The organism is Sediminihaliea albiluteola (assembly GCF_014077625.1).
Lineage (GTDB): Bacteria > Pseudomonadota > Gammaproteobacteria > Pseudomonadales > Halieaceae > Sediminihaliea > Sediminihaliea albiluteola.
In genome coordinates, this window is record NZ_JACFXU010000013.1 from 1,219,977 (window position 1) to 1,244,741 (window position 24,765).

The following is a 24,765-nucleotide window of genomic DNA, read 5'->3' on the forward strand; positions in this document are numbered from 1 at the left end:
GTACACATGAACCCCGCCGACCACACGCTACCACAGGCCGTGTTTGACCCGGCGGTGTTCACTAAGGCACTGGCGTCGGGCAGTCCTGCCAAGCATGCCAAAGCGGCGCTCAACCGCGCCGCCGCATATTTTGAAGAACAGTTTTATGCCGGTGTTGAAGCTGGCCCACTGATTCGACTGCGCGCTGCCTTTATGGACTCTATGCTGGGCATCCTCTGGGACAGCCAGCAATGGCCGTCAACTGACATTGCCTTAGTGGCTGTCGGTGGCTATGGCCGGGGCGAGTTGCACCCCCATTCTGATATCGACATTCTGATCATCACCGGCCACGAAGCCGATGATGAGAACAGCCACCGGCACATTGAGATTTTTCTCACCCTGCTGTGGGATACCGGCCTGACGATAGGCCACAGTGTACGCACAGTGAACGAGTGCCGCCGAAGAGCAGCCCGCGACATCATCATTCTTACCAACCTGATGGAAGCGCGGGTCATTCGCGGCGACGCGGCACTGATGCAGGCCGTTCACGAAGCCACTGCCCCAGAGCAGATGTGGCCCAGCGGTGAGTTTTTTCGTGCCAAACTGGCCGAGCAACAAGCGCGCCACAACAAATACGCAGACACTGAATACAATTTAGAGCCGAACGTAAAAAGCTCTCCGGGAGGCCTGCGCGACCTGCAGATCATCGGCTGGATTGCGATGCGTCATTTTGGCGTCAAAACACTGGACGACTTGCCCAGCAATGACTTTCTCACACCCGATGAACGCCGCATTCTCGATAGCGGTCGTGAGTTTATGTGGCGGGTGCGCTATGCCCTCCACATAATTACCGGCCGCGAAGAAAACCGTTTACTGTTTGACCACCAGCGTGAACTGGCCAAAATGTGGGGCTTTGAAGACGGGGACAAGCTTGCCGTCGAGCAGTTCATGCAACTCTATTACCGCTCGGCAATTTCCCTAGGGCAACTTAACGAAGTGCTCGTGCAGAATTTTGATCAGGCTATTTTGCACGCTACCGGCAAGGATGAGCTGCGCCAAATCAACGATCGCTTTGTCAGCCGCAATGGCTATCTCGAAGTACAAGACGAGATGCTGTTCCAGCATTACCCCTCGGCGCTGTTAGAGGTCTTTTTACTCTGCGCTAGCGACCAAGACATTATCGGCGTGGGAGCTCCGACCATTCGCTTACTGCGCGACAACCGCCATCTGATTGATGACCACTTCCGCGCCGATCCACGCAACCACAAACTATTCCTAGATATTTTAAAAGCGCCCTACAAAGTAACTCGTCAGCTACGGCGAATGACTCGCTATGGCATCCTAGGCAACTATTTACCAGAGTTTGGCCGCATTGTTGGGCAAATGCAGCACGACCTATTCCACAGCTACACCGTGGATGCCCACACTTTGCAAGTGATCCAAAACATGCGGCGCTTTCTGAGACCTGAATTTGAAGAGCGCTTCCCAATCTCTAGCCGGGTTACACGACGCCTACCGCAAATCGAATTGCTTTATATCGCCGGCCTCTATCACGATATCGGCAAAGGTCGAGGTGGCGATCATTCAGAGCTGGGCGCGGTCGACGCCGAGCGCTTTTGCCAACAACACGGCCTGCTGCAGCGCGACACAGAGCTAGTGGTATGGCTGGTGCGCAATCACTTAACCATGTCGGCAGTATCACAGCGCAAAGACATCTCTGACCCTGAAGTCATTCAGCAATTTGCCCAGCACGTGGGCGATGAAGACCGTCTAGACTATCTGTTAGCGCTGACCGTAGCTGATATCAATGGCACCAATCCCACCCTGTGGAATGCCTGGCGCGCTAGCCTTCTGCGTCAGCTGTACACCGAAACCAAACGAGCCCTGCGGCGCGGCTTGGAAAACCCCATCGACAAACAGGCTTGGATCAATAACACCCGACAAAACGCTATCGATTTACTTGAGTGTCGCGGCTTCACGGTGCAAGAACTGGAAGAGCTGTGGCGCGAACGCGGCGAAGATTACTTTTTGCGCGAGCAGCCCGAAGATATTGTCTGGCACACTGAAGCCATCGCCGGACACTATGACAAAACGCAGCCGCTGGTACTAGTGCGCAACTCTTCTGACTCCAGCGTCGCCAACGCCACGCAAATTTTTATTCACGCGCGCAGTCACGCCCACCTATTTTCTCGCGTCTGTGCCGAGCTAGAGCAGCTCGACCTCAGTGTGCACGATGCCAGAATTTACAGCGCTAGTGACAATATGACCCTGGACACTTTTTTTGTCCTGGATTCAAATGGCAACTCAATCGCTGAAGATGGCGCTAGGTTGAGACAGATCAAAACACACCTCACCGAAGCACTGGGTCAAAACATTGATCAGCCAGTATTTATGCAGCGCCTGACCCCGCGACAAATGAAGTCCTTCCCCACCCCCACAGAGACCCGCATGTCTATTGACGAAATCAAGCAGGTCAGCGTCCTGGAAGTGGCCTCCCCCGACCGCCCCGGCCTGCTGGCACGGATCGGCCAAGTGTTTGTGGAGCAGGAAGTTTTGTTACAGGCAGCGAAAATTCAAACCTTGGGTGAGCGGGTGGAAGACGTCTTTTTTATCACCGACCTCAAGGCCCAACCTATCACTGATCCCGCGCACTGCGACGCCATTCAACAAGCTATCTGCGACCGCCTCGACAAGCAGATTTAAACAGGCCCCGATACTATGAACCCACAGCTTAAGCTGCTCCACCCCTATCCCTTTGAAAAACTAGGCGAGCTGTTTGCCGACATAGAGCCCAGTTCGGCGCACAGCCCCATTGCGCTATCCATCGGTGAGCCCAAGCACCCTGCACCACAATTCGTACTCGATACTTTAGCCAGTCACTTGAGCAGCCTCTCCAAGTACCCCAGCACACGAGGCAGTGAAGCCTTAAGAGAGAGCATCGCGAAGTGGTTGAGCCGCCGTTTTGACTTAAATGCCATCAACCCAAATACACAGATACTGCCAGTCAACGGCACCCGTGAAGCCTTATTTTCCTTTGCTCAGGCGCTCATTTCAGCAGAACAAAATGCCAGCGTACTGTGCCCCAATCCCTTTTATCAAATCTATGAAGGTGCCGCCCTGCTGGCCGGTGCTAGCCCACAATTTATCAATTGCAGTGAAGAAAACCGTTTCTTACCCGATTTCGATAGTGTCAGCCCACAGCAGTGGCAAGACTGTCAGCTGCTATACATCTGCAGCCCCGGTAACCCCAGTGGCGCAGTGCTGCCACTGGACACACTGCAAGAGCTGATCCAGCTAGCTCAGCAATACGATTTTGTGATTGCGAGTGACGAGTGTTACTCGGAAATTTATTTTGATGAAGACGATGCACCACCGGGCCTATTACAAGCCTGTGCGGCACTCGGAAACGACAGCTTTGAGCGCTGCGTGGTATTCCACAGTCTATCGAAGCGCTCCAATTTACCAGGCTTACGTTCGGGCTTTGTGGCCGGAGACGCCGATGTCTTAAGCCAGTTTTTACGCTACCGCACCTATCATGGCTGCGCTATGCCAGTACATCACCAAATGGCTAGCATCGCCGCTTGGAGTGACGAACAACATGTGGCCGAGAACCGGCGTCGCTACCGAGAAAAGTTTCGTGCCGTACGGGAGATCCTTAACCCGGCACTACCCACACAGCTACCTGACGCAGGCTTTTACCTGTGGCCGGCAACACCTATAGCAGATACTGATTTCGCCCGTGCTTTATTGGCGGATTATAATGTGACCGTGCTCCCCGGGCGCTATCTCGCCAGAGATACTCCGCAAGGCAACCCCGGCCAAGGACGCATACGCATGGCCCTAGTAGCGGAGCAGGCCGACTGTGTCGAAGCTGCTCAACGCATAGTCGATTGTGTTAGGAATTTATAAATGTTGAAAAAAGCCGAGCGCGTTGAATTTATACAGCGGCGCTTACAAGAACTGTACCCAGAAACTCCAATTCCGCTAGATCACAGCGATCCCTACACCCTGTTGATCGCGGTATTGCTCAGCGCCCAATGCACGGATGAACGAGTCAACCAGGTGACTCCTGCGCTATTTGCTCGAGCTGACAACCCCAAGGATATGGCCGCGCTTGATGTCGAAGAAATTCGCAGCATTATCCGGCCTTGCGGTTTGTCTCCGCAAAAATCCAAGGCAATCAAGAAACTCAGTGAAATACTATTGGAGGAGCACCAGGGCCAAGTACCGGCTGATATGGAAGCACTCGAGCGCTTACCGGGTGTCGGCCACAAAACCGCCTCGGTGGTTATGGCCCAGGCCTTTGGCGTACCGGCCTTTCCTGTGGACACGCATATTCATCGCTTAGCTCAGCGCTGGGGCCTGAGCAACGGCCGCAGTGTGCTACAAACCGAGCGCGACCTAAAACGCCTGTTCCCCAAGGAAAACTGGAACCGACTCCACCTGCAAATTATTTTTTATGGCCGGGAGTTTTGCAGTGCCAGAGGCTGCGATGGCCGTGTGTGTGAAATCTGTCGCACCTGCTACCCCAACCGCAAGCACCCTAAAAAAACGCACAAGCCATAAGTTTATTGCCAGCGAGGGCCGCTGCCCAACTAGCTGCAGCGGCATAAGCATCTGCTCAGTGAGTGCAGGCTAGGCATCAATCGATTTATGCCCGGATTGAGCAGCTGCTTAAAACAGTGCGTAAAACACCGCCCGCAACACCATGACCCAGAGAGCCAGCGAGGCAATCAGGTAGACTAAGAAGCGGTGCATCACGCGGTTGTAAGTACAGTGCACGAAACTGTGTAAGTAACGAAACACGACAAACACCCAAGCACAGCCCACGTAAAAGCCATCGACCTGAGCAAACATCATCAAATAGATCGAGATCGTATAAAAAATAACGGGCAACTCAACCAAGTTACGCAAGTTATTAGCTGGGGCCTGTATCTGAGCAGGCAATATGCGCTCAACATCCGCCGGTGTGAGCAATTGCTCGGAATCAACATTGCTCGAACTCATATATGCGATGCGCCGCACAAACATCACTAGCCAGACCAAAAACGTTAGCAGCATCATTGCCAACAAGGGCAGAGCCAAACCTTGAGCAGAAAAAGTCATTTTTTATCACCTTTTTTATCCATTGTTAGTCATCAGCACTCCAGCTGATCAAGCCAGCCTAGCATAAGGCAAACTCAGCCTCGCTGTAATTAAAACCGTCTTCTTGCTATGCTGAGCGTCTACAAACTTTCCACGCATGACAGGACTACGAAGTGCTTACTCTCTACGGCATCAAAAACTGCGACAGCGTAAAAAAGGCACGTCGCTGGCTAGACGACAAGGGCATTGAATTCCGCTTCCATGACTTCAGAGAAGATGGCTTAGAGCAAGCGCAAGTAGCGGCCTGGCTCGATGAGCTAGGCTGGGAAACGCTGCTTAACAAGCGCAGCAGCAGCTGGAAGGCTCTTGATCAAGCTACCCGCGACAGCATGGACCAAAACAAAGCGCTGAGCGCGATTATGCAACAACCCACGCTGATTAAGCGCCCGCTACTAGATACCGGTAAAGCGCGCAGCTGTGGCTTTTCAGCGGAGCGCTACCAACAACTCTTCAGTCAGCATACGCTTTAGCGAGCGGCTGGCCGGCGGCCCACCAATCAAGCACGGCAAAAGGTAAGACCATGACACAAAGCGCTTTCGCTTACGGGATCGGCATTGGTACTCAAAACAACCGGGGCGAATGGCTTGAAGTCTACTTCCCACAGCCGTTGCTAAGCCCCTCTCGAGCTCTGCAACAAGCACTGGGCAATTGCGATAACCAAAGCAGCCTTAACCGCAACAAACTATCGGCCCTGCACCAGACACTCGAAGCAGCAGGCGAGGCCTCTGAAGCGGTCTTAGTCGCGGCATTGCTCGACAGTGAAGCGCCTGTAGTAGCGGTCTTGCTGCGCGAGGACAGCGCCCCAAAGACGGTCCCAGAGGCTTATCTTAAGTTGCACCTGCTATCACATCGCTTAGTCACACCCCATGGCAGCGTACTGGATGGCCTGTTTGCCGTTTTACCCAATGTCGCATGGACCAGTGAGGGCGCTATCGCCATCGATGAATTGCCCGAGCGCCAGTTAGCGGCGCGACTGCGCGGCGACACGCTGGAAGTCAGCAGCGTCGATAAGCTGCCCAAAATGACTAATTACGTCGTGCCCGCCGGAGTAAGAATCGCGCACACTGCACGCGTACGCCTGGGTGCTTATTTAGGTGAAGGCACCACTGTCATGCACGAAGGCTTTGTCAACTTTAACGCCGGCACCGACGGGCCAGGCATGATCGAAGGGCGCATTTCCGCCGGCGTGCGTGTCGGTAGCGGCTCAGACTTAGGCGGTGGCTGCTCCACTATCGGCACCCTGTCCGGCGGTGGCAATATTGTTATCTCGGTCGGCAGGGAATGTCTGATCGGCGCCAATGCCGGCATTGGCATCCCCCTTGGAGATCGCTGCACTGTGGAAGCCGGCCTGTTTGTGACCGCCGGCACAAAAGTCAGCGTGCTTGATAGCCAAGGCCAAGTCCTGGAGGTTGTCAGCGCTCGCGAGCTGGCGAATAAAGCCGATTTACTGTTTCGCCGCAACTCCATCAGCGGCGCCGTAGAATGCCTTAGTAATCACTCGGCAGTGGAATTAAATAGCGAACTACATGCCCACAACTGATTCGACCGGAGCTCTGCCCATGGAAAAAACGCTGGCCCTATGTTGCGAGCTAATCTCCCGTCAATCAATCACTCCCGATGATGCTGGCTGCCAAGCATTAATTGCCGAGCGGCTCTCGGCTATCGGCTTTGAATGCCAAGCAATGCCCTTTGCTGAGGTTGACAACCTCTGGGCTGAACGCGGTGACAGTGGCCCAATTTTGGTCTTTGCCGGCCATACTGATGTGGTACCCACGGGGCCGCTAACACAGTGGCAAACGCCGCCTTTTGAACCCACCTTGCGCGATGGTGTGTTATACGGCCGCGGAGCTGCCGATATGAAAGGCAGTCTTGCTGCCATGATTATTGCCTGCGAAGAGTTTGTCGCCGAGCACCCCGATCACAAAGGCCGAATCGGCTTTTTGATCACTTCAGATGAGGAGGGCCCGGCAGTCAACGGTACGGTGAAAGTTATGGAAGCCCTGGCACAGCAGGGCAAAAGCATTGACTGGTGCCTGATAGGAGAGCCCTCTAGTACAGCGCAGCTTGGCGATGTAGTAAAAAACGGGCGCCGCGGCTCCTTGGGGGCCAAGCTGACCATCAAGGGAGTGCAGGGACATATCGCCTATCCGCACTTGGCTGATAACCCCATCCACCGCGCCTTGCCCGCATTGCAGGCACTGACTGACGAGGTTTGGGATAGAGGTAACGAGTCCTTCCCTCCCACTACCATGCAAATCTCTAATATCAACGCTGGCACAGGAGCCACCAATGTGATTCCGGGAGAGTTACATTTACTGTTCAACTTCCGTTTCTCCACCGAAGTGAGCGACGCTGATCTACGAGGCCGCACCCAAGCTATCCTTGATGCACACGACCTGGACTATGAACTGGAGTGGAACCTCAGTGGACAGGCTTTTCTCACCCCCAGTGGCGAGTTAGTTGACGCTGCGGTGGACAGTATTCGCGCCGTGGCCGGAATCGACACCGAGCTATCCACTGCTGGGGGCACCTCCGATGGCCGCTTTATCGCGCCCACCGGCGCCCAAGTACTTGAGCTAGGACCGATCAACGCCAGTATCCACCAACTCAATGAGAATGTACTGGCTGCTGACCTGCCGCGGCTAGCGGCAATGTATAAAGGTATTTTGCTCCGCTTACTCTGCGATTGACTGCAGTTGCCCTTCGAGCCCCTGGCGTACCAAGGATTGATTGATGGCGCCCGGCACCAGAAACACCTGCTCGGAGTCCAGCGCAGCTAAACTGGCATCGACCACATCGGCCGGTTCCATCCACATCTCCTCGGGCATAAGACTCTTATCAAAACCGGCAAAACTTTCTGTATCGTGAATTTCGGTGCGGGTCAGCCCAGGGCAAAGGCACTGGACACGAATACCATTGGCAGCTTCTTCTTCCTGCAATGAGATCGAAAAGCTATTGAGGAAGGCCTTGCAAGCACCGTAGACCGCGCTTAATTTCAAGGGCAGAAATGAGCCGACCGAGGACACGTTAATCACATAACCGCGCTGCTGCTCGCGCATAAAAGGCAAGGCTGCACGACACAGGCTCACCGCTGCATCCATGTGAACCCGCATCATCTTATGCTCCTGCTCGATATTGGATTCTGCAAAAGCACCAAAAGTACTGAAGCCGGCATTGTTAATAAGTATCGTCACCGGCCCTTTTTGACGCAGGGCCTCCACTGTTCTGGCGACACCTTCAAGCGTCGCCAAGTCGGCAACCACCGGCACTAACTCGACTTCTGCAGACAGCTCTTCTGCCAAGGCAGTCAAGCGCTCGGCACGCCGTGCCACAGCAATAATGCGATCACAGCGTCCCGCGAGTGCGCGGCAAAACTGCTCCCCCAAGCCCGATGAGGCGCCGGTAACCAAAGCAATGGTTTTTGACATGCAATTGTCTCCTTCGAAATGATATTTAATTCAATGCTCTTAAAACATGCACATCAAAGCGCACTGCTTTGCCGCTAATTGAGTGCGAGGGGCGCCGGTCTGCGAGGTAGGCGGCCTTTAAAGGTCGTTTGACCACGACCCTTGCTACATCTTGGCTTAGCGCCCATTGCAACAAACGTTCGCTGTCTTCCTCATTGCCAACAGGAGCTAATAAACGCTGAAAAAGCGCCATATCCTTTTTAACAGCGGCGCTTTTACCTCGCTGAGGAAACATGGGGTCTAAATAAATCACATCGCAAGTCTGCAGCTGTGCCGCTGTGAGTTGCCTGGCATCTCCTATATGCAAGCGCATGCGCTGGGTCACATCGCGCAACCAACTATCGCCACCTGCAGCACGGTTCAGGCCGGACTCCAAGAGCGCGGCAATGAGCAGCTCTCGTTCGCAAAGCCTCACCTGACAACCCAAGTCAGCGAGTACAAAACTATCTCGCCCCAAGCCGGCTGTCGCATCTAAGACCGTCAAACCCGGTTTGCGCAGCACACCCACAGCCTTGCCGAGCAGTTCATTCTGGCCGCCCTTACGCCGGTGTCGCATACCGGCAGCGCCAAAATCAACCGCCACCGGCCCGGGCGCTTTAGCTCCTAGCTCTTGCAGTGACAGCCGCTTGCCGTCCATCACTACCAGCGCCTTAAGATCACTGTTTACAGCCGCGATGTCAGTTGTGGTGAGTAATTCGAGCCCTAGATGCCGGGCCATTTCTAGCGCCAGTTTGCGGTCGGTAGCGGCACTAGCAAGCAGTGCAATGGCGGTGGCAGTCATCTACAAAAAATCACTCGACGCAGGCAATGTCACTGCTGTGCAGTGACTCAGGAGCAAGGCGCTCTATAGAGCAATCTTCAATTGAGTTGGCGCTCTGATCTATTTCGGCGATGCCCAGCTCTAGACTCTGCTCTTCAAACTCAATACTCAATTGCAAATTGTAAGCCAGGCGCTGCACCCCATGTTTATCAGTGATTTTAATCCGCTGTGCAACACTGTGGTCAATGCCGTCATGCTGCCTAGTGAGGTCACAGTGCATACCAAGGATGGTACGACCGGACAATTGAATACCGCGCATAAGGGCCAAGCGGCTGTTGCAGTGCTCTACAAATTGCGCTGTGCTAAGTACTTCATGCCCGCCGCTCTCTCGGTAAGCTGCCGCCCTAAAGTCACCGACCAAAATTTGGTGGCGCATCGCCTTCTCTAGCATGCGCGCTAAGTCAATGGTGACATCACCCACAATATAGCTAAACACCGTCGGATTAACGCCTTCAGCTTGGTAGAGCTCATAGTGGCTACCCACGTGATAGGCACTGCGAATCACCGGCACCGTATTGCCTACAGATACCTCCCTAGCTACCGCATTATCGGCCACCACCAAGAGTAAAAACATAAACAGGTCTTGGCAGCAGGACTCGCTGACATCACGGTTCCAAACATAGTAACCATCGCCCGTAGTCGTACGAGAGAAGTTGATGCGAATACCTTGAGAGAGTAGCTTGGTATAGGCTGAGTTCATTGAGTAAGACAAACTATTTAACTGGCTTGCTTGCTCAAAAGGCGTAAACAAAGAGAACTCTGCTATGTCGAACAGTAAAACTGCCCGGGATTCGACATAGCCCAGCCCGTAGCGTTTGATCAATTCCTCAACCGCAGCCAAGACTTCCGGACCCTCAGACAGTGCTGATGGGAGCCTGATAAAGCTTGGTGCCACATCTAGGCGACTGGCAATGGCAAATAGCTCTTCGCGCTTTTTACGCCGAGTCCCTGAAATCAAGCGGCGAATAAATTGCTCATTTTCACTTGCGCTATCACTAGGCTGAGCACAGTAATTACCAAGAAAATAATGTGGCACCCAGATAAGCAACAAGCCGCGCTCATCAGAACTCCAGCACAGCACGATATTTTGCCCCATACGCCACTGCTTACGCAGAGTGAGCTCAAGTGACTTGAGGTTAGCGCGCTGCTCTAGGCTGATCGCGGGCAGCTCATCCAAAGATGGCTTAGCTTTTGCCTTATTGGGGTGAAACTCAACCATAGGGTGCTCGTAATTAATCGCCTGACAGGCTAGCATTATAACTCTTAGCCTGCACCAAGATGAGTCACTGTAGCCGCTATGGCGGGCATTAGCGCTATGAGTGCAGGCGACACTGACCAAAATGAGTACCCACATGCTGTCACGACTATCTGCCTCGCTGCTGGCACTGCTATTACTGAGTGCCTGCCAACAATATGACTTCTCTGTGAATGACAAAGTCGTCTATACCCCTCACCCATTATTTAGCGACTTTGCCGCGGCAGATCCTGCCTTACAGCAATGCATTGAGAAAACTATCAAAGACCGAAAAATCACCCAGATGACACAGCTCAAAGAGCTGTCCTGTCGCAGCGCAGGCATTGAAAGCTTAGAGGGCCTCGCAGCTTTTACCGCTTTGCAAGAGCTCGACCTCAGTGACAACTCTATCGTCGATATCAGCGAACTCGCCGCCATCGGTAGCCTGAGCGAGCTTTATTTAACAGCTAACCAGATCCTCGATCCCTCGCCCCTGACTGACTTACCAGCCCTAGACAGCCTTGACCTTTCCGCCAACAAAAGCCTGCGCTGTCCCAATCGGCAAACGCTATTGCGTGTTGGACGCTTACAGCTGCCCCGGCACTGTGGCTAGCCTAGCCCCGCTAGCAAATACTCTTTGAGGATAGCGCCCCTGTGATTCTGTACCGACTGATCAGCCGACTGCCCTTTCCGCTGCTCTATGCCCTAGCTTGGCTGGCCTACTTACTGCTCTACTATGTCGTAGGCTACCGTAAGTCTGTTGTTAAGCAGAATCTCAGTCGCGCTTTTCCAGAAAAATCTTCGACTGAAATTAGCGCGCTTAGCAAACAGTTTTATCGCCGTTTTACTCAAGTTGCCTTAGAGATCGTCAAAGCACGTCGGATGACTGAAGCCGATTTTGCTGAGCGCATGGTGGTCCGCAACCCAGAGTTTATCGAGCAGCTGACAGAAAACTTTACGCGCTCAGCTATTATCCTCACCGTGCACCAAGGCAACTGGGAGTGGATGCTGCACGGGGCCTCCACTAGCTTAGGTATCCCGATTGACCCTGTTTACAAGCCCCTGCACAACCCCACGACTGACCGTCTCATCTACGATATCCGCCGACGCTTTGGCGGCCGCCCTCTGGCCATGGCCGACGCAGCACGGGATATTTTACGCCGACGCCGTGAGTTTCGACTCTTTGTCATGGTCGCGGACCAGTCACCGATACGCAATGAGCGGGGTTACTGGAGCAGCTTTATGAATCAGGAGGCAGCTTTTTATTTAGGTGCTGAAAGCATAGCGCAAATGACCCAGTTCCCAGTCGCCTTCGTTCAGTGCCACCGAGTTCGCACCGGCTATTACGAAATGGAATTCCATCACTTGGCCAGCCCCCCTTACGAGAAGGGCAGCCACAACATTATCGATGCCTATATCAAAGCAGCCGAAGCCGCTATTCGCAATGAACCCGAGAGCTGGTTGTGGAGCAATCGTCGCTGGAAACGCGACCGTGCCAAAGAAGAAGCGCGCAGTAATAAATCCTAGATGCTAAGCTCGCTTGAGATCCAACCAAGCAAAACCATCGCCCTGCTCAGCCCATATCACCCGCTCATCCAGCTCGCCATAGACTGCAGAGAGCGCTTCGGCGGCTAGTGTTTTACAGTTATTGTTCTCACTGATATGAGCGACCACTAAGTAGCGCAACTGATCGCAGCCTATGTCCTGCAACAAGGCTGCAGCCTGCTGGTTATTCAGATGCCCCCAGTCACTAGAGACTCGCTGCTTCAAACTCTGTGGATAGGGCCCATTGAGCAGCATTTCCAAATCGTGATTGAACTCAAGCAGCAAAGCATCACAGCCGCGGTAGTGGCGCAGCACATGCGCTGTAATACTTCCCAAATCAGTCAGCACCCCCAAAGATAGGCCATCGTAAGTGAAGCGGTACTGACAGGGTTCGCGAGCATCGTGGGGCACAGCAACCGTTTGAACGTGAACATCCCCCAGGTTAAAACTCTGATCGCTGTTGAACAGCTCTAGCTCATGACAGTCTTCTATCCGGCCGCTCGCGAAGGTGCCGTGGCTGGTGTATACAGGGGTTTTATAGCGCCGAGAAAAACGCGCCACGCCGGCACTGTGATCGCTATGCTCGTGCGTGACCAGAATAGCGTCCACCGCTGCAGGAGCAACACCTAGCGCCGCCATGCGACGCTCAGTCTCTCTCACCGAGAAGCCACAATCGACCATTAGCAGAGTATCCCCAGCACTCACAAGGGTGGCATTACCCTTGCTCCCGCTGCCCAAAGAGGCAAAACGCATTGTGCAGTCCCGCTAGCGGATATTGCCTTTGATGATAGCTAAGAGGGCCTGCTCTTGACGCTTGTCATAGGCTGGATCCGAAGATCGCAGACGTATCGCCACCTGCTCTGCCGTGTCTTCAGTCACCAGTAGCTCAAAGCTTTTGTTCTTTAAGGGGTGCTCATCAGAGCCAAACAGCCAAGAGAACCAACCCCCTTCTTCTTGCTCAGATGGCCCAAGATAGCGGACGTAGTAGGTTCCGGCACTGCGATCGCGGTCTTCGATCTCAAAGCTTGAATCCTCCAAAGCCTTAGCTAGCGAGGCCCATGCCCGTCCAAAAGGTAAACCAAGACTAATGTAGGTATAACCCTCGGGGGCTTCCTGCATGGAAACCTTACCCACGGCACTCATAGCCTGCTCAGCAATCATCGACACTGGAGCAGTATCGGCACTGTTGGCGATAAACTGCGCTACAGCCTTAAGCATTTCGCCTTCTTGAGCGAGATTATCTGACTGTTTGGGCCAGCGATTAATGTCTCCAGCCTGGTTCATCTGTAAGACATGTAGCTCACTACTGCCACGCTGAACACCTTGTTCAATACGGAAACGGAAGCGGGAGGACATATCCTGCCCATCTAATTGCAGCCAATTGGTCTCCATAATACCGGCCCGGGCATCCAAGCGCCCTACCTGGATACCTGCGGCGGCGAGGAAGCCGCGAACTTGCGGCCAAAGCTGCCCCGGTGCTATCGCCACCAAAGCCCAGCTTTCGTCACCCAGCGACTGGATACGCACCACCTCATCAGCAGCTCCCCCAACCAAGGGAGTCGGGCGTGGCACTTCAAACTCACCAGCCATCAGCAACTGATCTTGCACCGCTGGTATAGGATAAATTTCCTCTAGGGCTGAAACCTGCTTGCCTTCAGGGACTTTAATCACTGCCGTTTCTGGGGCTTTTTTATAGTCTTCAGAGGTGTCGCGAAACACGCCATCATCACTAAATAGATAGCCACAGCCAGCTGTGCTTGCCAGCAGCGTAGTGCAAATGCCGACGCGCGCGGCACATTTCATAAAATTGCTCATCAGACTCCTGCCGCCTCGAGGGCCGCGATCACTCTTGCATGGTACTGCTCATCCAATTCGGTTAAAGGCAGGCGAATACCTGACTGCACATAACCACGATACTGCATGGCCCACTTTACTGGAATAGGATTGGCCTCTAAAAACAAGGCGGTATTCAGTGCACTCAAGCTGGCATCAATCTGTGCTGCAGCCTCACGATTACCCGCCAATGCTAAGCGGCACATGTTCGCCATCTGCCGCGGAGCCACATTAGCTGTGACAGAGATATTGCCGTGACCACCTTCTAGGATCAACTCTAGTGCGGTAGCATCGTCTCCAGAGTAGATAGCAAAGCCTTCTCGGCAACGCGCCTTGAGGTCGGGAACTCGGTCTAAATCGCCAGTGGCATCTTTTATGCCAACGATATTATCAATCGCGGACAGAGCCACCACTGTATCGTTGTGCATATCGACTGCCGTGCGCCCTGGCACGTTATACAGGATTTGCGGAATAGCCACTGCCTCGGCCACGGCTTTATAGTGCAGATAAAGGCCTCGCTGTGTCGGGCGGTTATAATAGGGTGTCACTAGCAAGCAAGCATCGGCGCCATTTTCAGCAGCCGTGACTGTTAACTCTATCGCTTCGCTAGTCGAGTTGGCCCCGGTTCCGGCAATAATCGGTATACGGCCATTCACATAGCGCACACAGTGGCGAATCACCTCACAGTGCTCTGGCACGCTCAGTGTCGCGCTCTCACCTGTGGTACCGACAGCTGCTATGCCATTTGTACCCGCCTCAATATGCATATCGAGGATATTTTCCAGCCGTTTCCAGTCCAAACTGCCATCGGGCTGCATGGGGGTTACTAAGGCGACAATACTGCCGGTTATCATTGAGGTTCTCCAGATTGCGGTCTCAGGCGCTCAGATCTAGACGCCCAAAGGAAAGTGGGCAATTATCCATGTAAGGGCTCGGATGACAACCTGAATAGGTTAAAGTAGCCTTAATCTTGCCCCTTAGGGCTGAGCCTATCATCAAGCGAGGGAGGTCACCTTGGTTATTACACGTTTCATCCTACCAGCACTGCTGCTCTGCCTACTGGGCTTAATGGCGACCCAGCCCGTTGCCGCCCAAAGCGAAGCCAGAATCAGTGAGCTGTCCCTTTTGGACCACCAGTACATGGAGCAGCAGCGGACTCTCTTGGAAGACATTACCCGGCGCCATTTTGGCCGTGGTTTTAGCGGCGATACTGATAGCGACTTGCAGCTTCTGCAAAGCCTACTGGACCAGCGGCTGGTCAAACCCAGTCAAACCCGCGAGCTGCAAGCTATGGGCATGATCCTGGGTGACTTATTGGCCGCTGAACTAAAGCTGCACTGGGTGATCTACGAGGACAAACTAGGTCGCAGCCGCGCACTTCGCGATGGCAATACTGACAACTTTTTGTTTCCTATGACTATGATATCTAGGCGCCAAGAGGCTGGCAGCAACACAGCCGTGGCAGTTATTTACCGCAAGGCCTACGACATTATGGCGGCCACTCAAACCAAGCTGCCTTTCCAGTAGACGGTTGCCACAAGCCAGCGCCAAGCAGTAGACTGAGCGGCCCCCTTGAACTCCTGTCCATAGTTAATGAGCCAGCAAGCCCCCGAGTTCCAGCTCGATGAAGACTCGCCACAGGCGATAGTCCTACAGCTCCGTGGCAACTGGGTGCAGGGCCAGCAGATGGCTGATTTCGAAGCACTGCGCGCCGAACTCGTCGCCGCCGCGCCGCTCAAGTTGATCGTGGATGGCTCAGAGCTAGGCCGCTGGGATTCACTGCTGGTGGCCTTCTTGCTCAAGTGCTTCAATCATTGTCGCGCCGAAGGCATCGCCTTTGAACAGCGGAAGCTACCAGACAGCGCTAACAGTTTGCTGCAACTGGCCACCGCCGTGCCAGCTCACGAACGCCACAACGAGAGTCGGCAAGCACTGCTAACCCGACTCAACCCGCTGCGCATGCTGCGCAATCTAGGCCATGAGCTGGCTGGTTCAATGGCCTTTATCGGCGACTTGGTCATCGCACTCTTGCGCTTGATTATGGGCAAATCCAACACCCGTCTCAGCGACTTTCGCGATTTTTGCTTCCAGACCGGTCCCGACGCTTTAGCGATTATCAGTCTGACCAGCGTGCTGGTGGGCATGATCTTAGCTTACCTGGGCGCAGTGCAGTTGAAGATGTTCGGCGCGGAAATTTATGTCGCCGATTTAGTGCTGATCGGGATGTTGCGCGAAATGGGCGTACTGATGACGGCAGTGGTCATGGCCGGACGCACTGGCGCGGCTTACGCTGCCCAGCTTGGCACGATGCAAACCAATGAAGAAATAGACGCTATCACTACCATGGGCGTATCCCCCATGGAGTTTTTGGTCGTACCGCGGGTGCTTGCACTGTTAGTAATGCTACCCCTGCTAACTATCTATGCCGACCTTTTAGGCGTGATTGGCGGCACAATCGTCGCCGGCGGCATGGGCATTGGCTGGTTGCAGTATTTCAGCCAAATTGAGCAGGCGTTCTCATCAACCCACTTTCTGGTTGGGCTCAGCAAAAGTTTTGTATTCGCTGTACTGATCGCTGTGGCAGGCTGCCGCTCCGGCATCCAAAGCGGACGCGGCTCAGCCGCAGTGGGCAATGCTGCGACAGAGGCCGTGGTCACCGCTTTGGTTTATTTGATCGTGGCCGATGCAGCAATCAATATCATTTTCCAACAACTGGAGATCTGATATGACTGCCGCCTCTGACAGCGCCAAGCTAGCAAGCTCAGCCCAAGAAGCTCATATCGAGGTCCGCGATCTGACTATGGCCTACGGTGCCCGAGTCATCCAGCGCGAGCTCAATTTCAAAGTTAATCGCGGCGATATTTTCGTCATTATGGGCGGCAGTGGCTGTGGCAAGAGCACCCTACTAAAACACATGCTAGGCCTAATTTCGCCGGCGCAAGGCGATATTCTCTACGCGGGACGCAGCTTCACTCAAGCCGACGCCGCCACCCGCGATGCCATGCGGCAGAGCTGGGGCGTCACCTATCAGTCAGGTGCCCTGATTAGTTCTATGAGCCTGGGAGAAAACGTCAGCCTTCCCCTACAGCTCTACACCAACTACAGTCGCGCTGAAATCGCTGATGTCGTGTCCTACAAACTGTCACTGGTCGGCCTTGGGGGCTACGAGAGCTACTACCCTTCCGAGGTCAGTGGCGGGATGCTCAAGCGCGCGGCACTATCTCGCGCCATTGCTCTCGATCCGGAGGTGTTATTTTTTGACGAACCCTCCGCCGGCCTAGACCCGATCAGCTCACGCATGCTGGACGAACTCATTGTAGAATTAAAAGAGTCTATAGGCTCCACTGTGGTGATGGTGACGCACGAACTGGCCAGCATTTTCGACATTGCCACCAACTCGGTTTATCTCGATGCCAACAGTAAAACTATGATTGGCTACGGCGATCCCAAATACTTACGCGACCACAGTGAGCAGGCTATTGTGCGTCAGTTCCTGACCAGGGGAATCAACGCTACTAAGGGAGATTCAGTACCATGAGCGAGAACAGCCATAGTGTCGCTATCGGCGCGTTTATCATCGGCGCCCTACTGATCATTATCAGTATTGCGGTGTTCATTGTCGGCAGTGGCTTGGGCAGTAGCAAAGAGCGAGTCGTCATGGTCTTTGACGGCTCAATCAAAGGGCTGTCCGTCGGCGCACCCGTCGCCCTGCGCGGAGTGCAGATTGGACAGGTCGTTGATATCAACCTGATCCTAGAAGGTGACCGCGACAACCTGATCATGCTGGTGACCGCTGACTTAGATGATAAAAATGTCCAGCGCCGGGGCAACAGTAAAGATGAACTGACCGAGGAACTGATTGCCCGGGGGATGCGCGCCCAGCTCAACACCCAGAGCCTGCTAACGGGTTTGCTCTATGTACAGCTAGACTTTCACCCGAACTCACCAGTACAGCTGGCCGACTTAGATAGCCCTTATCTGCAAGTTCCCACTATTCCCACCGAGCTGCAAAAGCTTAGTCGACAGCTCGAAGAAATAGACGCAGCACAAGTCGCCATCGATTTGCGCGAAATCGCCAGCGGCTTAAAAACAATTATTACCGGGGACAAATTCCAAGCACTGCCAGGACAAATCGAATCCGCTGCTCTCTCTCTTAGCCAGCTCAGCGAGGAACTCAGGGCCAGCTTAGCTAACAGCGGCCCCAAATTAGATCTAGTGCTAGACAACACCGCCGCCACTGCCGCCACAGCCAATGAACAGCTACCCCGTATAGCCAATATGGTAGAGCAAAATCTCGAGGTACTGGCAGGCAGCATGCAGGCTTTTGAAAAAACACTTGGCGAGGTCAATAACCTGGTCAGAGAAGACTCACCCACCACCTACGAATTGAACAAAGCCCTGCGTGAACTCGCCCTAGCAGGGCGCGCGATGCAGTTATTAGCCAAAACATTAGAAGAGCAGCCCGAAGCGCTGCTCCGGGGTAAAAGCGAGGATTCACTATGAAGCAACTAGCACGCCTTGGCCTGCTTGGTCTCACGCTGCTACTGGCCGCCTGCGGCAGCACCCCACAAAGTAGCTACTACCACCTTAGCAGTAAGGCTGGTGGCGGCGAAAGCAATCACCCGGCACTGGGCATTGGGCCAATAAAAATTCCTGAGTATCTCAATCGCAACGCCATGGTATTCAAGCGCGGCGACAACCAGCTACACATTGCCAACTTTCAGCGCTGGGCAGAGCCGCTAGAAGAAGGCATAAGCCGTGTCATGAGCCTGAATCTGGCAGGTTTTCTGGACACCCAGAATATCCGCCGCTACCCCTGGTCGCGCAGTGAAACACCTGATTACGGCATCCAAGTGTGGATTCTTAGCTTGGACATGACAGCCAGTGAAGCTGTTTTGCTTGCTGAGTGGCGCCTTAACAAACCGCACAGCGGAAGCGAAGTTCTGCGCCGCATCGGCCATTACAAAAGCGCTGTTAAGGGTGCTGATGGTGCGGCCATGTCTGAGAGCTACAGCCTCTTACTAGAGCAGCTAAGCCAAGATATTGCCGACAGCATAGCCAGTGATATGGCTTCAGGAATTGAGTCTTAGTCTAAGCTCAGCTAAGTAGCGCAGAGCTTAGACTAGTTAAAAGTTAAAAGTTAAAACTGATCGTTGCGCATCATGGCGTCCGAGCCGCCATCGACAAAAAATACCGAGCCACACACAAAATCCGCTTCTTCACTTAGCATGAAGCGCATTACATTGGCGATATGCGCAGGCTTGGCCATACCGCCCCAGGGTACACTGGCCTGGAAATCGCGCATTGACTGACCGAGCTCTTCATCTTCAAACACACTTTCGGCGAGCGGGGTCTGGGTGATGCCAGGCGCCACGGCATTCATCCGCACCCCAGCTTTGGCATAGGCCACTACGTTGCGACGCATCCAGGCGACAATGGCTCGCTTTGACCCGGCATAAGCCACATGGCCATCCCGCTCTTCCACTGCGGCACAGGCCGCCGCTTCATCGCCCGCTAAGCAGGCTGTCACGAAAGGATCATCGGCCGACATCATAGGCGCCGAGTTCGATGACACAATCAATACGCTACCACGGCGCTTAGCCACTAGATCTTTTAAACCCTCCACTGTAGCCACTACCGCGAAGTAGTTTACTTGAGCAATCAGTGACAGCGGTCTGGCTATCGGCGGCAAGCCAGCACAGGCAATAAAACCATCAAGACCATCGGGTGCCAATTCCGTCACCCCAGCCACCGCAGCAGCTCTGCCTTCGGCCGTAGATAGGTCGGCGATGACATCGCCCTCTTTGATATCGACGGAAATCACCTGGTCGCCGCGCGCGGTGAGTTGCTGGCGCAGTTCTGCACCAATACCGGTGGCGCCACCAGTCATTGCGTATAAAGCCATATTACTTTCCTTAGTTACTAAATACAGGTCGTCGATTGTTACTTAATTTGCCCGAGAGTCAAACTCGATCTGTTGAAACTCTATAAATAATTGCGCAGCCTGGCAGCAAAATGAGCTAAAACCGAGGCTTATTGATCTCTATATAACCGGGCAGCTATCGGCGAGAGCTGCTACGACGGGCGCAGCAGCTAGCTCATTATAAACTGGGTGCTAGCCATCCATGGCCAGCGACAAGGGAACTCAGTCCTCGAAGACAGCAGGCCGCCCCCGGGAAGCCCACTCCAAAGGATAGATAGTAAATAAGGCGGACAGCTATCTATGATCAGAAGTTGTAGCGCAGCTCCATGCCATACATCCGCGGCTCATCTCGTCGATCATAAGCCGGGGAGCCATCGGAAAACTGCGAAGCCAGCTCACCGCCCAAACCACCGGGGTTTTTATTCCTCGGTTTCCAGTTGGTGGCGTTAGTGACATATGCGGCAATTTCCCAGTCGCCAGCGGGACTCAAATAAGCGACCCGGGCATTAAGCTGCTCCCGATCGCCGGTATCAGGACAAGAATTGAATGGCGCCTCTGTCAGATCGCCGGTAGCTGAGCCATCAGAAATGACCAGCTTGCCATCTATCTTGGCCAGCTTATACACATCGGAAGGCCGGCCCAGCGCACTGTTGTTCACCACATAAGTACAGCTGCTCTGGGACACGCCTTCGCTGAAGTTATAAGCTGCAGAAAAACTCAGCTCTCCGCCATTAGCGAAATCTAAGGTATAGGTACCGCCAAGGCTGTAGTTAAGATCGGGTGATTCAGCAAAGTCATCTCCGGAGCGATCAATGCTCTGACAGACACCGTCGACCACTTTGCGCTCTTGTCGGCGGGTGTATTCGGCGTCGAGCAAACCGGTATTAAAAAACAACTCCAAGGCGGGAATGGGCAGCCAGTTAACACTGAGCTCCATGCCCTTGCCTTTGACATCAGATGTTTCAAAGAGGTATGCGCCTGTGCTGCTATTGGACAGACATGCCGACTCGATAAACTCTAACTGCTGAAGATTGTCGTATTCATAATTAAACAGCGCCCCATTAACACGCAAAGTGTTATCTAGCCATGAGGACTTCATCCCCAACTCGTAGTTAGTGACCTCCTCAGGATCAAATGCCGGCGCTAAAACTTCACCTGCGCTATTAAAGCCACCCGCTTTGTAACCCTCAGAATAGGAGGCATAAAGCAGTACATCATCCGTGACATTCCAGTCTAGCACTAGCCGCGGCGTTACTTGCGACCAGCTTTTGTCTGACTCTAAATACCCCAGTGCACCATTGGGATCATAATTCCCCTGCCCATCTAAGCGGGTTTCTGTTGGAAAACCAAAAGCCAGCACGTATTCATTGAACTCAACATAGCGACCGAAGGTCTTGTCATCTTCGGTATAGCGCACACCAGCGGTGAGCGATAAGTTATCGAGAATATCGTAGCTTAGGTCGACGAAGACGCCTGTTGATTCGTATTCACCATCAATAAAAATATTTTCGCTGAAATCGATGCCAGAATTAAGCGCCTGGGCACCACTGCTAAAAGCGCGGCGTCCATAGGGGTCAGGAATAACGAGGAAAGCAACATCTAGCGCCTGGCCAGGCGCTAGAGCGCTGTAGGGTACGCCAATTTCCCGCTCTGCCACTAACTTATCCAGTGACTGTGGGCTGAGAATAATGCCACTTTGTTGTTTAGCGTGCTCCCAATAATAGCTCGCACCAGCTGTCCAACGGAGGCGCTCACCATACTCTCCGTCTAAGCGGAACTCCTGACCAAACTGTTTGTTTTTCTCAGCATTGAGATCATTAAAACGATACAGTGGATCAGCTGAGCCGTCCTTTTCTTCTGGGTTGCGCGAATTATAAGTGCGCCAAGAAGAGATTGAGGTCAGTGAAGCAAAGTCCAGGTCATAGGCAACGTTCAGCGAACTGCCAAACAAGTAGCGCCGCTCAGGCAGTAACTCATCGTTTTCTACCTTGGTAAAAGCACCTTTTTTATGCCGCGGCCCGATGACCGCAGAGGAAGCAGGGCGAGAATCCTGATCGACCTCGTCATACTCCGCACGTAAAGTGATATCGAGCCGATCGCTGGGCAGCCAGCGCAGCTGAGCATTTATCGATTTGTTGTACTCACGCGATAGGTCATCGCCGGTAAATACATTCTTCACCCAGCCATCGCGCTTGTTATATAGCATGCCGCTGCGAAAATATAAGTTATCGCTAATTGGCGTATTGAAAACACCTTCAAACTGCCTGCGGTCGTAGTTACCCAATGTTGCCTTCAGCCAGCCACCCTGCTCATCCGTGGCCTTATTAGTGACATATTGAATGGCACCTGCAGCGGCGTTGCGCCCAAACAAAGTACCTTGCGGACCATTTAGAATTTCAATGCGAGCGATGTCGTTGAAGGCAACTTTAGAACCGCCGGAGCGCCCGATATACACACCATCGACGTAGACACCTACTGCAGGATCTGCCCCGACGCCAAAATCATCTGTGCCAATACCACGGATTGCATAGCGCGGCTGATTGGTCGCCTTGCCGATATCGACGTTAGGGGTGAAGGTGCCAAGATCCGAAATATCTTGAGCCGCCAAGTTATCAATTTGCTGCTCGCCAAAGGCTTCCACTGAAATAGGAACGTTCTGCAGACCCTCTTCGCGCTTCTGAGCAGTCACGAGCACTTCTTCTAAGCCCTGAGCAAAACCACTCTGAGCAGTATAAAGACTCGCCGCTATCGCAGTAATCATCAGCCTAGATGGCCACTTTGACTGCCTAGAATCTGGCATGACTTTCCCCTGTGAAAATTTGTTGGTCTTATTACTGAGCAAAACTCATAACTAGAACTCGAAATAATGCCGCAAGGCCAAAGCACAAACAATCATTAACTGCTCATATATCTTGTGCTTCGGATTGCTCAATAATGTATTTTTACAAGTATTGGCAGTCACCACAGCCTAGGGCAAACACAGCGCAACTCGAGTAATGAGCAAAGTATCAGACCTGCACCGCACAAAGAGGCTAAGATTGAAACAATGCAGGTCTGTATTAGTAAACCCCGAAGCTAGCGCCTAGCCGAGATACCTTGCTCACATTCTAGGCGGAGTAGTACCCTATAGCTTCTAATCTGGAGGTACTCTATGAGTAATAAAGCCCTCGCCCCTGCCATCGAGGGATGGCACACCATGGGCGATCAGCCGCGACTGATCGGCACCCGCTGTTGTGATTGCGGGACCTATTTCTTTCCTAAGCAAAACGACTACTGCAAAAACCCAGACTGCGACAGCAGCGAATTTGAAGAGGTCGAGCTAAGCCGCAGTGGTGAGCTGTGGAGCTACACTAATGCTAGCTACAAGCCGCCGGCTCCCTTTGTCGCCGCCGACCCTTTCGAGCCCTTTGCGATTGCTGCGGTGCAGCTTGAAAAGGAGCAAATGACCGTTCTGGGACAGGTCGCCGGTGGTATTGGTGTAGAGCAGCTCAAAATCGGGATGCCGATGGAGCTGGTGCTAGAAACTCTGCACGAGACCGACGACGAAATTAAAGTGACCTGGAAATGGAAACCCGTTACGGCTTAACCCTTAGGGTTAACAACCGTCACGATAGATGGAGTAAGCAGTATGTCCAATGAGATTGCAATCCTAGGGGCAGGCATGCACCCCTGGGGCAAATGGGGTCACAACTTTGTGCAGTACGGCGTTGCCGCCGCACGAGCAGCCCTAAGTGATGCCGGTGTCCCTTGGCGCGATGTGCGCTTTGTCTCTGGCGGCGCCACGATGCGCTGCGGCTACCCCGGCTATGTTGCCGGTGCCACCTTCGCTCAAGCACTGGGTTGGCAAGGCGCCGAAGTGAACACCTCCTATGCCGCCTGTGCTTCGGGCTCCCAGGCCTTGGCCGCGGCACGCAACAAAATTTTGGCTGGTGAGTGCGAAGTTGCCCTAGTTGTCGGCGCAGATACCACCCCCAAAGGCTTTCTGGCACCTGCCGGTGGTTACCGCCCCGAGGACCCAGACTGGGTTCGCTTTTACCTAGGCATTACTAACCCCACCTACTTCGCCCTGTACGCCAGACGCCGGATGGACTTGTACGGCGATACCTTGGAAGACTTTGCTGCGGTAAAAGTGAAAAACGCCGCTGCTGGCAGCAAGAACCCCCTGGCCCGCTACCGCAAGTGCTTCACCCCTGAGGACGTCGCCGCTTCCGCCATGGTCGCAGACCCCCTGCGCTTGATGGATATTTGCGCCACCAGTGATGGCGGTGCAGCTCTGATTGTGTCTAGTGTCGACTACGCTAAGCGCATCGGCAAAGGTGACGCCCCACGGGTCGCAGCAATTTCTACTGTCACCCCCACCTTTGCTAGTGGTGTCGTGGAAATGCCAGATATTGCTACCGACTCAGCAGCCGCTGTAGGCATCGACGCCCACAGCTACCGCGCCTCTCTGCCGATCAAAGCCTACGAGGAAGCAGGCATCGGCCCAGAAGACGTCAATATCGCTGAAGTCTACGACCTGTCGACTGCGCTGGAACTCGATTGGATTGAAGACCTGCAGTTAGCGCCGCGCGGCGAAGCCGCTCAGCTCTTGCGCCGAGGTGATACCGCCATTGGTGGTCGCATTCCCGTCAACACATCCGGCGGACTAGCCTGCTTTGGTGAAGCGGTCCCCGCACAAGCTATTGCTCAGATCTGCGAACTGACATGGCAATTGCGTGGTCAAGCTGGCGAGCGTCAGGTTGAAGGCGCCAAGGTCGGCATCACTGCCAACCAAGGGCTATTCGGCCACGGCAGCTCAGTCATTGTAAAAGCCTAAAAG

Annotated in this window: 24 protein-coding genes; 15 read left to right on the forward strand and 9 right to left on the reverse strand. The window is 53.7% G+C overall.

What is annotated here, in order from left to right:
- The first annotated feature begins 6 nt into the window (after positions 1–6).
- From glnD to nth, 3 genes are read left to right on the forward strand one after another with little or no spacing between them, the layout of a single operon-like run.
- Positions 7–2,682: a [protein-PII] uridylyltransferase gene (glnD, locus tag H2508_RS06460; RefSeq protein ID WP_182170388.1), complete on the forward strand. Its 2,676-nt coding sequence runs from the start codon at positions 7–9 to the stop codon at positions 2,680–2,682.
- 15 nt (positions 2,683–2,697) lie between these two features.
- The gene (gene dapC, locus H2508_RS06465) at positions 2,698–3,888 is read left to right on the forward strand and encodes a succinyldiaminopimelate transaminase (RefSeq protein ID WP_182170391.1); all 1,191 of its coding nucleotides are present in this window, start codon (positions 2,698–2,700) and stop codon (positions 3,886–3,888) included.
- On the forward strand, positions 3,889–4,545 hold the full coding sequence (gene nth / locus H2508_RS06470; protein WP_182170393.1) for an endonuclease III: 657 nt from the start codon (positions 3,889–3,891) through the stop codon (positions 4,543–4,545). It abuts the gene before it with no gap.
- Positions 4,546–4,653: 108 nt separating this feature from the next.
- Here nth and H2508_RS06475 read toward each other — a convergent pair whose 3' ends face one another.
- Positions 4,654–5,085, reverse strand: coding sequence for an MAPEG family protein (locus H2508_RS06475; RefSeq protein ID WP_182170396.1), 432 nt, complete (start codon positions 5,083–5,085; stop codon positions 4,654–4,656).
- A 152-nt stretch (positions 5,086–5,237) separates the two neighbouring features.
- Here H2508_RS06475 and H2508_RS06480 point away from each other — a divergent pair, with 152 nt between their 5' ends.
- From H2508_RS06480 to dapE, 3 genes are read left to right on the forward strand one after another with little or no spacing between them, the layout of a single operon-like run.
- Positions 5,238–5,594 carry an ArsC family reductase gene (locus H2508_RS06480; protein ID WP_182170399.1) on the forward strand — a complete coding sequence of 119 codons (357 nt, stop codon included), beginning with the start codon at positions 5,238–5,240 and terminating at the stop codon, positions 5,592–5,594.
- 50 nt (positions 5,595–5,644) lie between these two features.
- Entirely contained in the window at positions 5,645–6,664 is a 1,020-nt protein-coding gene (gene dapD, locus H2508_RS06485) for a 2,3,4,5-tetrahydropyridine-2,6-dicarboxylate N-succinyltransferase (protein WP_182170402.1), read from the forward strand.
- Between the two features lie 19 nt (positions 6,665–6,683).
- Complete coding sequence (gene dapE, locus H2508_RS06490) at positions 6,684–7,814, forward strand: succinyl-diaminopimelate desuccinylase (protein ID WP_182170405.1); 1,131 nt, start codon at positions 6,684–6,686, stop codon at positions 7,812–7,814.
- Here the strand turns inward: dapE and H2508_RS06495 are convergent.
- Genes H2508_RS06495 through H2508_RS06505 form a run of 3 tightly spaced genes read right to left on the reverse strand, consistent with a single transcriptional unit; the run spans position 7,800 to position 10,666 of the window.
- Positions 7,800–8,552 (reverse strand): SDR family NAD(P)-dependent oxidoreductase, encoded by a 753-nt coding sequence (locus H2508_RS06495; protein ID WP_182170408.1) that lies wholly within the window; start codon positions 8,550–8,552, stop codon positions 7,800–7,802. The genes dapE and H2508_RS06495 overlap by 15 nt on opposite strands.
- A 25-nt stretch (positions 8,553–8,577) precedes the next feature.
- On the reverse strand, positions 8,578–9,372 hold the full coding sequence (locus tag H2508_RS06500; protein WP_182170411.1) for a class I SAM-dependent methyltransferase: 795 nt from the start codon (positions 9,370–9,372) through the stop codon (positions 8,578–8,580).
- Between the two features lie 10 nt (positions 9,373–9,382).
- Entirely contained in the window at positions 9,383–10,666 is a 1,284-nt protein-coding gene (locus H2508_RS06505) for a hypothetical protein (protein ID WP_182170415.1), read from the reverse strand.
- Between the two features lie 97 nt (positions 10,667–10,763).
- Between H2508_RS06505 and H2508_RS06510 the strand changes: the two genes are divergently transcribed.
- A complete protein-coding gene (locus tag H2508_RS06510) occupies positions 10,764–11,258 on the forward strand; it encodes a leucine-rich repeat domain-containing protein (RefSeq protein WP_182170418.1) in 495 nt (164 codons plus the stop codon).
- A gap of 41 nt (positions 11,259–11,299) precedes the next feature.
- Positions 11,300–12,172, forward strand: a complete 873-nt coding sequence (locus tag H2508_RS06515; protein ID WP_328799328.1) for a lysophospholipid acyltransferase family protein — start codon at positions 11,300–11,302, stop codon at positions 12,170–12,172.
- 3 nt (positions 12,173–12,175) lie between these two features.
- On the opposite strand, the gene H2508_RS06520 is transcribed toward H2508_RS06515, so the two are convergent.
- Genes H2508_RS06520 through dapA form a run of 3 tightly spaced genes read right to left on the reverse strand, consistent with a single transcriptional unit; the run spans position 12,176 to position 14,877 of the window.
- Positions 12,176–12,943 carry an MBL fold metallo-hydrolase gene (locus H2508_RS06520; RefSeq protein ID WP_182170421.1) on the reverse strand — a complete coding sequence of 256 codons (768 nt, stop codon included), beginning with the start codon at positions 12,941–12,943 and terminating at the stop codon, positions 12,176–12,178.
- Positions 12,944–12,955: 12 nt separating this feature from the next.
- Complete coding sequence (bamC, locus tag H2508_RS06525) at positions 12,956–14,005, reverse strand: outer membrane protein assembly factor BamC (RefSeq protein WP_235964924.1); 1,050 nt, start codon at positions 14,003–14,005, stop codon at positions 12,956–12,958.
- Positions 14,005–14,877, reverse strand: a complete 873-nt coding sequence (gene dapA, locus H2508_RS06530) for a 4-hydroxy-tetrahydrodipicolinate synthase (protein ID WP_182170425.1) — start codon at positions 14,875–14,877, stop codon at positions 14,005–14,007. Before dapA ends, bamC begins: the two co-directional genes overlap by 1 nt.
- Before the next feature lie 160 nt (positions 14,878–15,037).
- Between dapA and H2508_RS06535 the strand changes: the two genes are divergently transcribed.
- The 5 genes from H2508_RS06535 to H2508_RS06555 all read left to right on the forward strand — a co-directional run bounded on the left by H2508_RS06535 (position 15,038) and on the right by H2508_RS06555 (position 19,113).
- Positions 15,038–15,550 (forward strand): DUF3806 domain-containing protein, encoded by a 513-nt coding sequence (locus H2508_RS06535; protein ID WP_235964930.1) that lies wholly within the window; start codon positions 15,038–15,040, stop codon positions 15,548–15,550.
- Positions 15,551–15,616: 66 nt separating this feature from the next.
- Positions 15,617–16,747, forward strand: a complete 1,131-nt coding sequence (locus H2508_RS06540) for an MlaE family ABC transporter permease (protein ID WP_182170428.1) — start codon at positions 15,617–15,619, stop codon at positions 16,745–16,747.
- 1 nt (position 16,748) lies between these two features.
- Complete coding sequence (locus H2508_RS06545) at positions 16,749–17,561, forward strand: ABC transporter ATP-binding protein (protein WP_182170431.1); 813 nt, start codon at positions 16,749–16,751, stop codon at positions 17,559–17,561.
- The gene (locus H2508_RS06550; RefSeq protein WP_182170434.1) at positions 17,558–18,526 is read left to right on the forward strand and encodes an MlaD family protein; all 969 of its coding nucleotides are present in this window, start codon (positions 17,558–17,560) and stop codon (positions 18,524–18,526) included. The genes H2508_RS06545 and H2508_RS06550 overlap by 4 nt, the downstream gene beginning before the upstream one ends.
- Entirely contained in the window at positions 18,523–19,113 is a 591-nt protein-coding gene (locus H2508_RS06555; protein WP_182170437.1) for a PqiC family protein, read from the forward strand. The genes H2508_RS06550 and H2508_RS06555 overlap by 4 nt, the downstream gene beginning before the upstream one ends.
- 50 nt (positions 19,114–19,163) lie before the next feature.
- On the opposite strand, the gene H2508_RS06560 is transcribed toward H2508_RS06555, so the two are convergent.
- Both H2508_RS06560 and H2508_RS06565 read right to left on the reverse strand, forming a co-directional pair.
- Positions 19,164–19,928 (reverse strand): SDR family oxidoreductase, encoded by a 765-nt coding sequence (locus tag H2508_RS06560; RefSeq protein ID WP_182170440.1) that lies wholly within the window; start codon positions 19,926–19,928, stop codon positions 19,164–19,166.
- A 322-nt stretch (positions 19,929–20,250) separates the two neighbouring features.
- Positions 20,251–22,746, reverse strand: a complete 2,496-nt coding sequence (locus H2508_RS06565) for a TonB-dependent receptor (protein ID WP_182170443.1) — start codon at positions 22,744–22,746, stop codon at positions 20,251–20,253.
- Between the two features lie 351 nt (positions 22,747–23,097).
- On the opposite strand from H2508_RS06565, the gene H2508_RS06570 reads away from it, so the two are divergent.
- Complete coding sequence (locus H2508_RS06570; protein WP_182170459.1) at positions 23,098–23,532, forward strand: Zn-ribbon domain-containing OB-fold protein; 435 nt, start codon at positions 23,098–23,100, stop codon at positions 23,530–23,532.
- Between the two features lie 42 nt (positions 23,533–23,574).
- A complete protein-coding gene (locus H2508_RS06575; protein WP_182170462.1) occupies positions 23,575–24,762 on the forward strand; it encodes a lipid-transfer protein in 1,188 nt (395 codons plus the stop codon).
- Positions 24,763–24,765 lie beyond the last annotated feature (3 nt).

Coding starts and splice junctions, on each gene's coding strand:
- glnD (WP_182170388.1), top strand. CDS start 7: ATGAACCCCGCCGACCACACGCTACCACAGGCCGTGTTTGACCCGGCG.
- dapC (WP_182170391.1), top strand. CDS start 2,698: ATGAACCCACAGCTTAAGCTGCTCCACCCCTATCCCTTTGAAAAACTA.
- nth (WP_182170393.1), top strand. CDS start 3,889: ATGTTGAAAAAAGCCGAGCGCGTTGAATTTATACAGCGGCGCTTACAA.
- H2508_RS06475 (WP_182170396.1), bottom strand. CDS start 5,085: ATGACTTTTTCTGCTCAAGGTTTGGCTCTGCCCTTGTTGGCAATGATG.
- dapD (WP_182170402.1), top strand. CDS start 5,645: ATGACACAAAGCGCTTTCGCTTACGGGATCGGCATTGGTACTCAAAAC.
- dapE (WP_182170405.1), top strand. CDS start 6,684: ATGGAAAAAACGCTGGCCCTATGTTGCGAGCTAATCTCCCGTCAATCA.
- H2508_RS06495 (WP_182170408.1), bottom strand. CDS start 8,552: ATGTCAAAAACCATTGCTTTGGTTACCGGCGCCTCATCGGGCTTGGGG.
- H2508_RS06500 (WP_182170411.1), bottom strand. CDS start 9,372: ATGACTGCCACCGCCATTGCACTGCTTGCTAGTGCCGCTACCGACCGC.
- H2508_RS06505 (WP_182170415.1), bottom strand. CDS start 10,666: ATGCTAGCCTGTCAGGCGATTAATTACGAGCACCCTATGGTTGAGTTT.
- H2508_RS06510 (WP_182170418.1), top strand. CDS start 10,764: ATGCTGTCACGACTATCTGCCTCGCTGCTGGCACTGCTATTACTGAGT.
- H2508_RS06520 (WP_182170421.1), bottom strand. CDS start 12,943: ATGCGTTTTGCCTCTTTGGGCAGCGGGAGCAAGGGTAATGCCACCCTT.
- bamC (WP_235964924.1), bottom strand. CDS start 14,005: ATGAGCAATTTTATGAAATGTGCCGCGCGCGTCGGCATTTGCACTACG.
- dapA (WP_182170425.1), bottom strand. CDS start 14,877: ATGATAACCGGCAGTATTGTCGCCTTAGTAACCCCCATGCAGCCCGAT.
- H2508_RS06540 (WP_182170428.1), top strand. CDS start 15,617: ATGAGCCAGCAAGCCCCCGAGTTCCAGCTCGATGAAGACTCGCCACAG.
- H2508_RS06545 (WP_182170431.1), top strand. CDS start 16,749: ATGACTGCCGCCTCTGACAGCGCCAAGCTAGCAAGCTCAGCCCAAGAA.
- H2508_RS06550 (WP_182170434.1), top strand. CDS start 17,558: ATGAGCGAGAACAGCCATAGTGTCGCTATCGGCGCGTTTATCATCGGC.
- H2508_RS06555 (WP_182170437.1), top strand. CDS start 18,523: ATGAAGCAACTAGCACGCCTTGGCCTGCTTGGTCTCACGCTGCTACTG.
- H2508_RS06560 (WP_182170440.1), bottom strand. CDS start 19,928: ATGGCTTTATACGCAATGACTGGTGGCGCCACCGGTATTGGTGCAGAA.
- H2508_RS06565 (WP_182170443.1), bottom strand. CDS start 22,746: ATGCCAGATTCTAGGCAGTCAAAGTGGCCATCTAGGCTGATGATTACT.
- H2508_RS06570 (WP_182170459.1), top strand. CDS start 23,098: ATGAGTAATAAAGCCCTCGCCCCTGCCATCGAGGGATGGCACACCATG.
- H2508_RS06575 (WP_182170462.1), top strand. CDS start 23,575: ATGTCCAATGAGATTGCAATCCTAGGGGCAGGCATGCACCCCTGGGGC.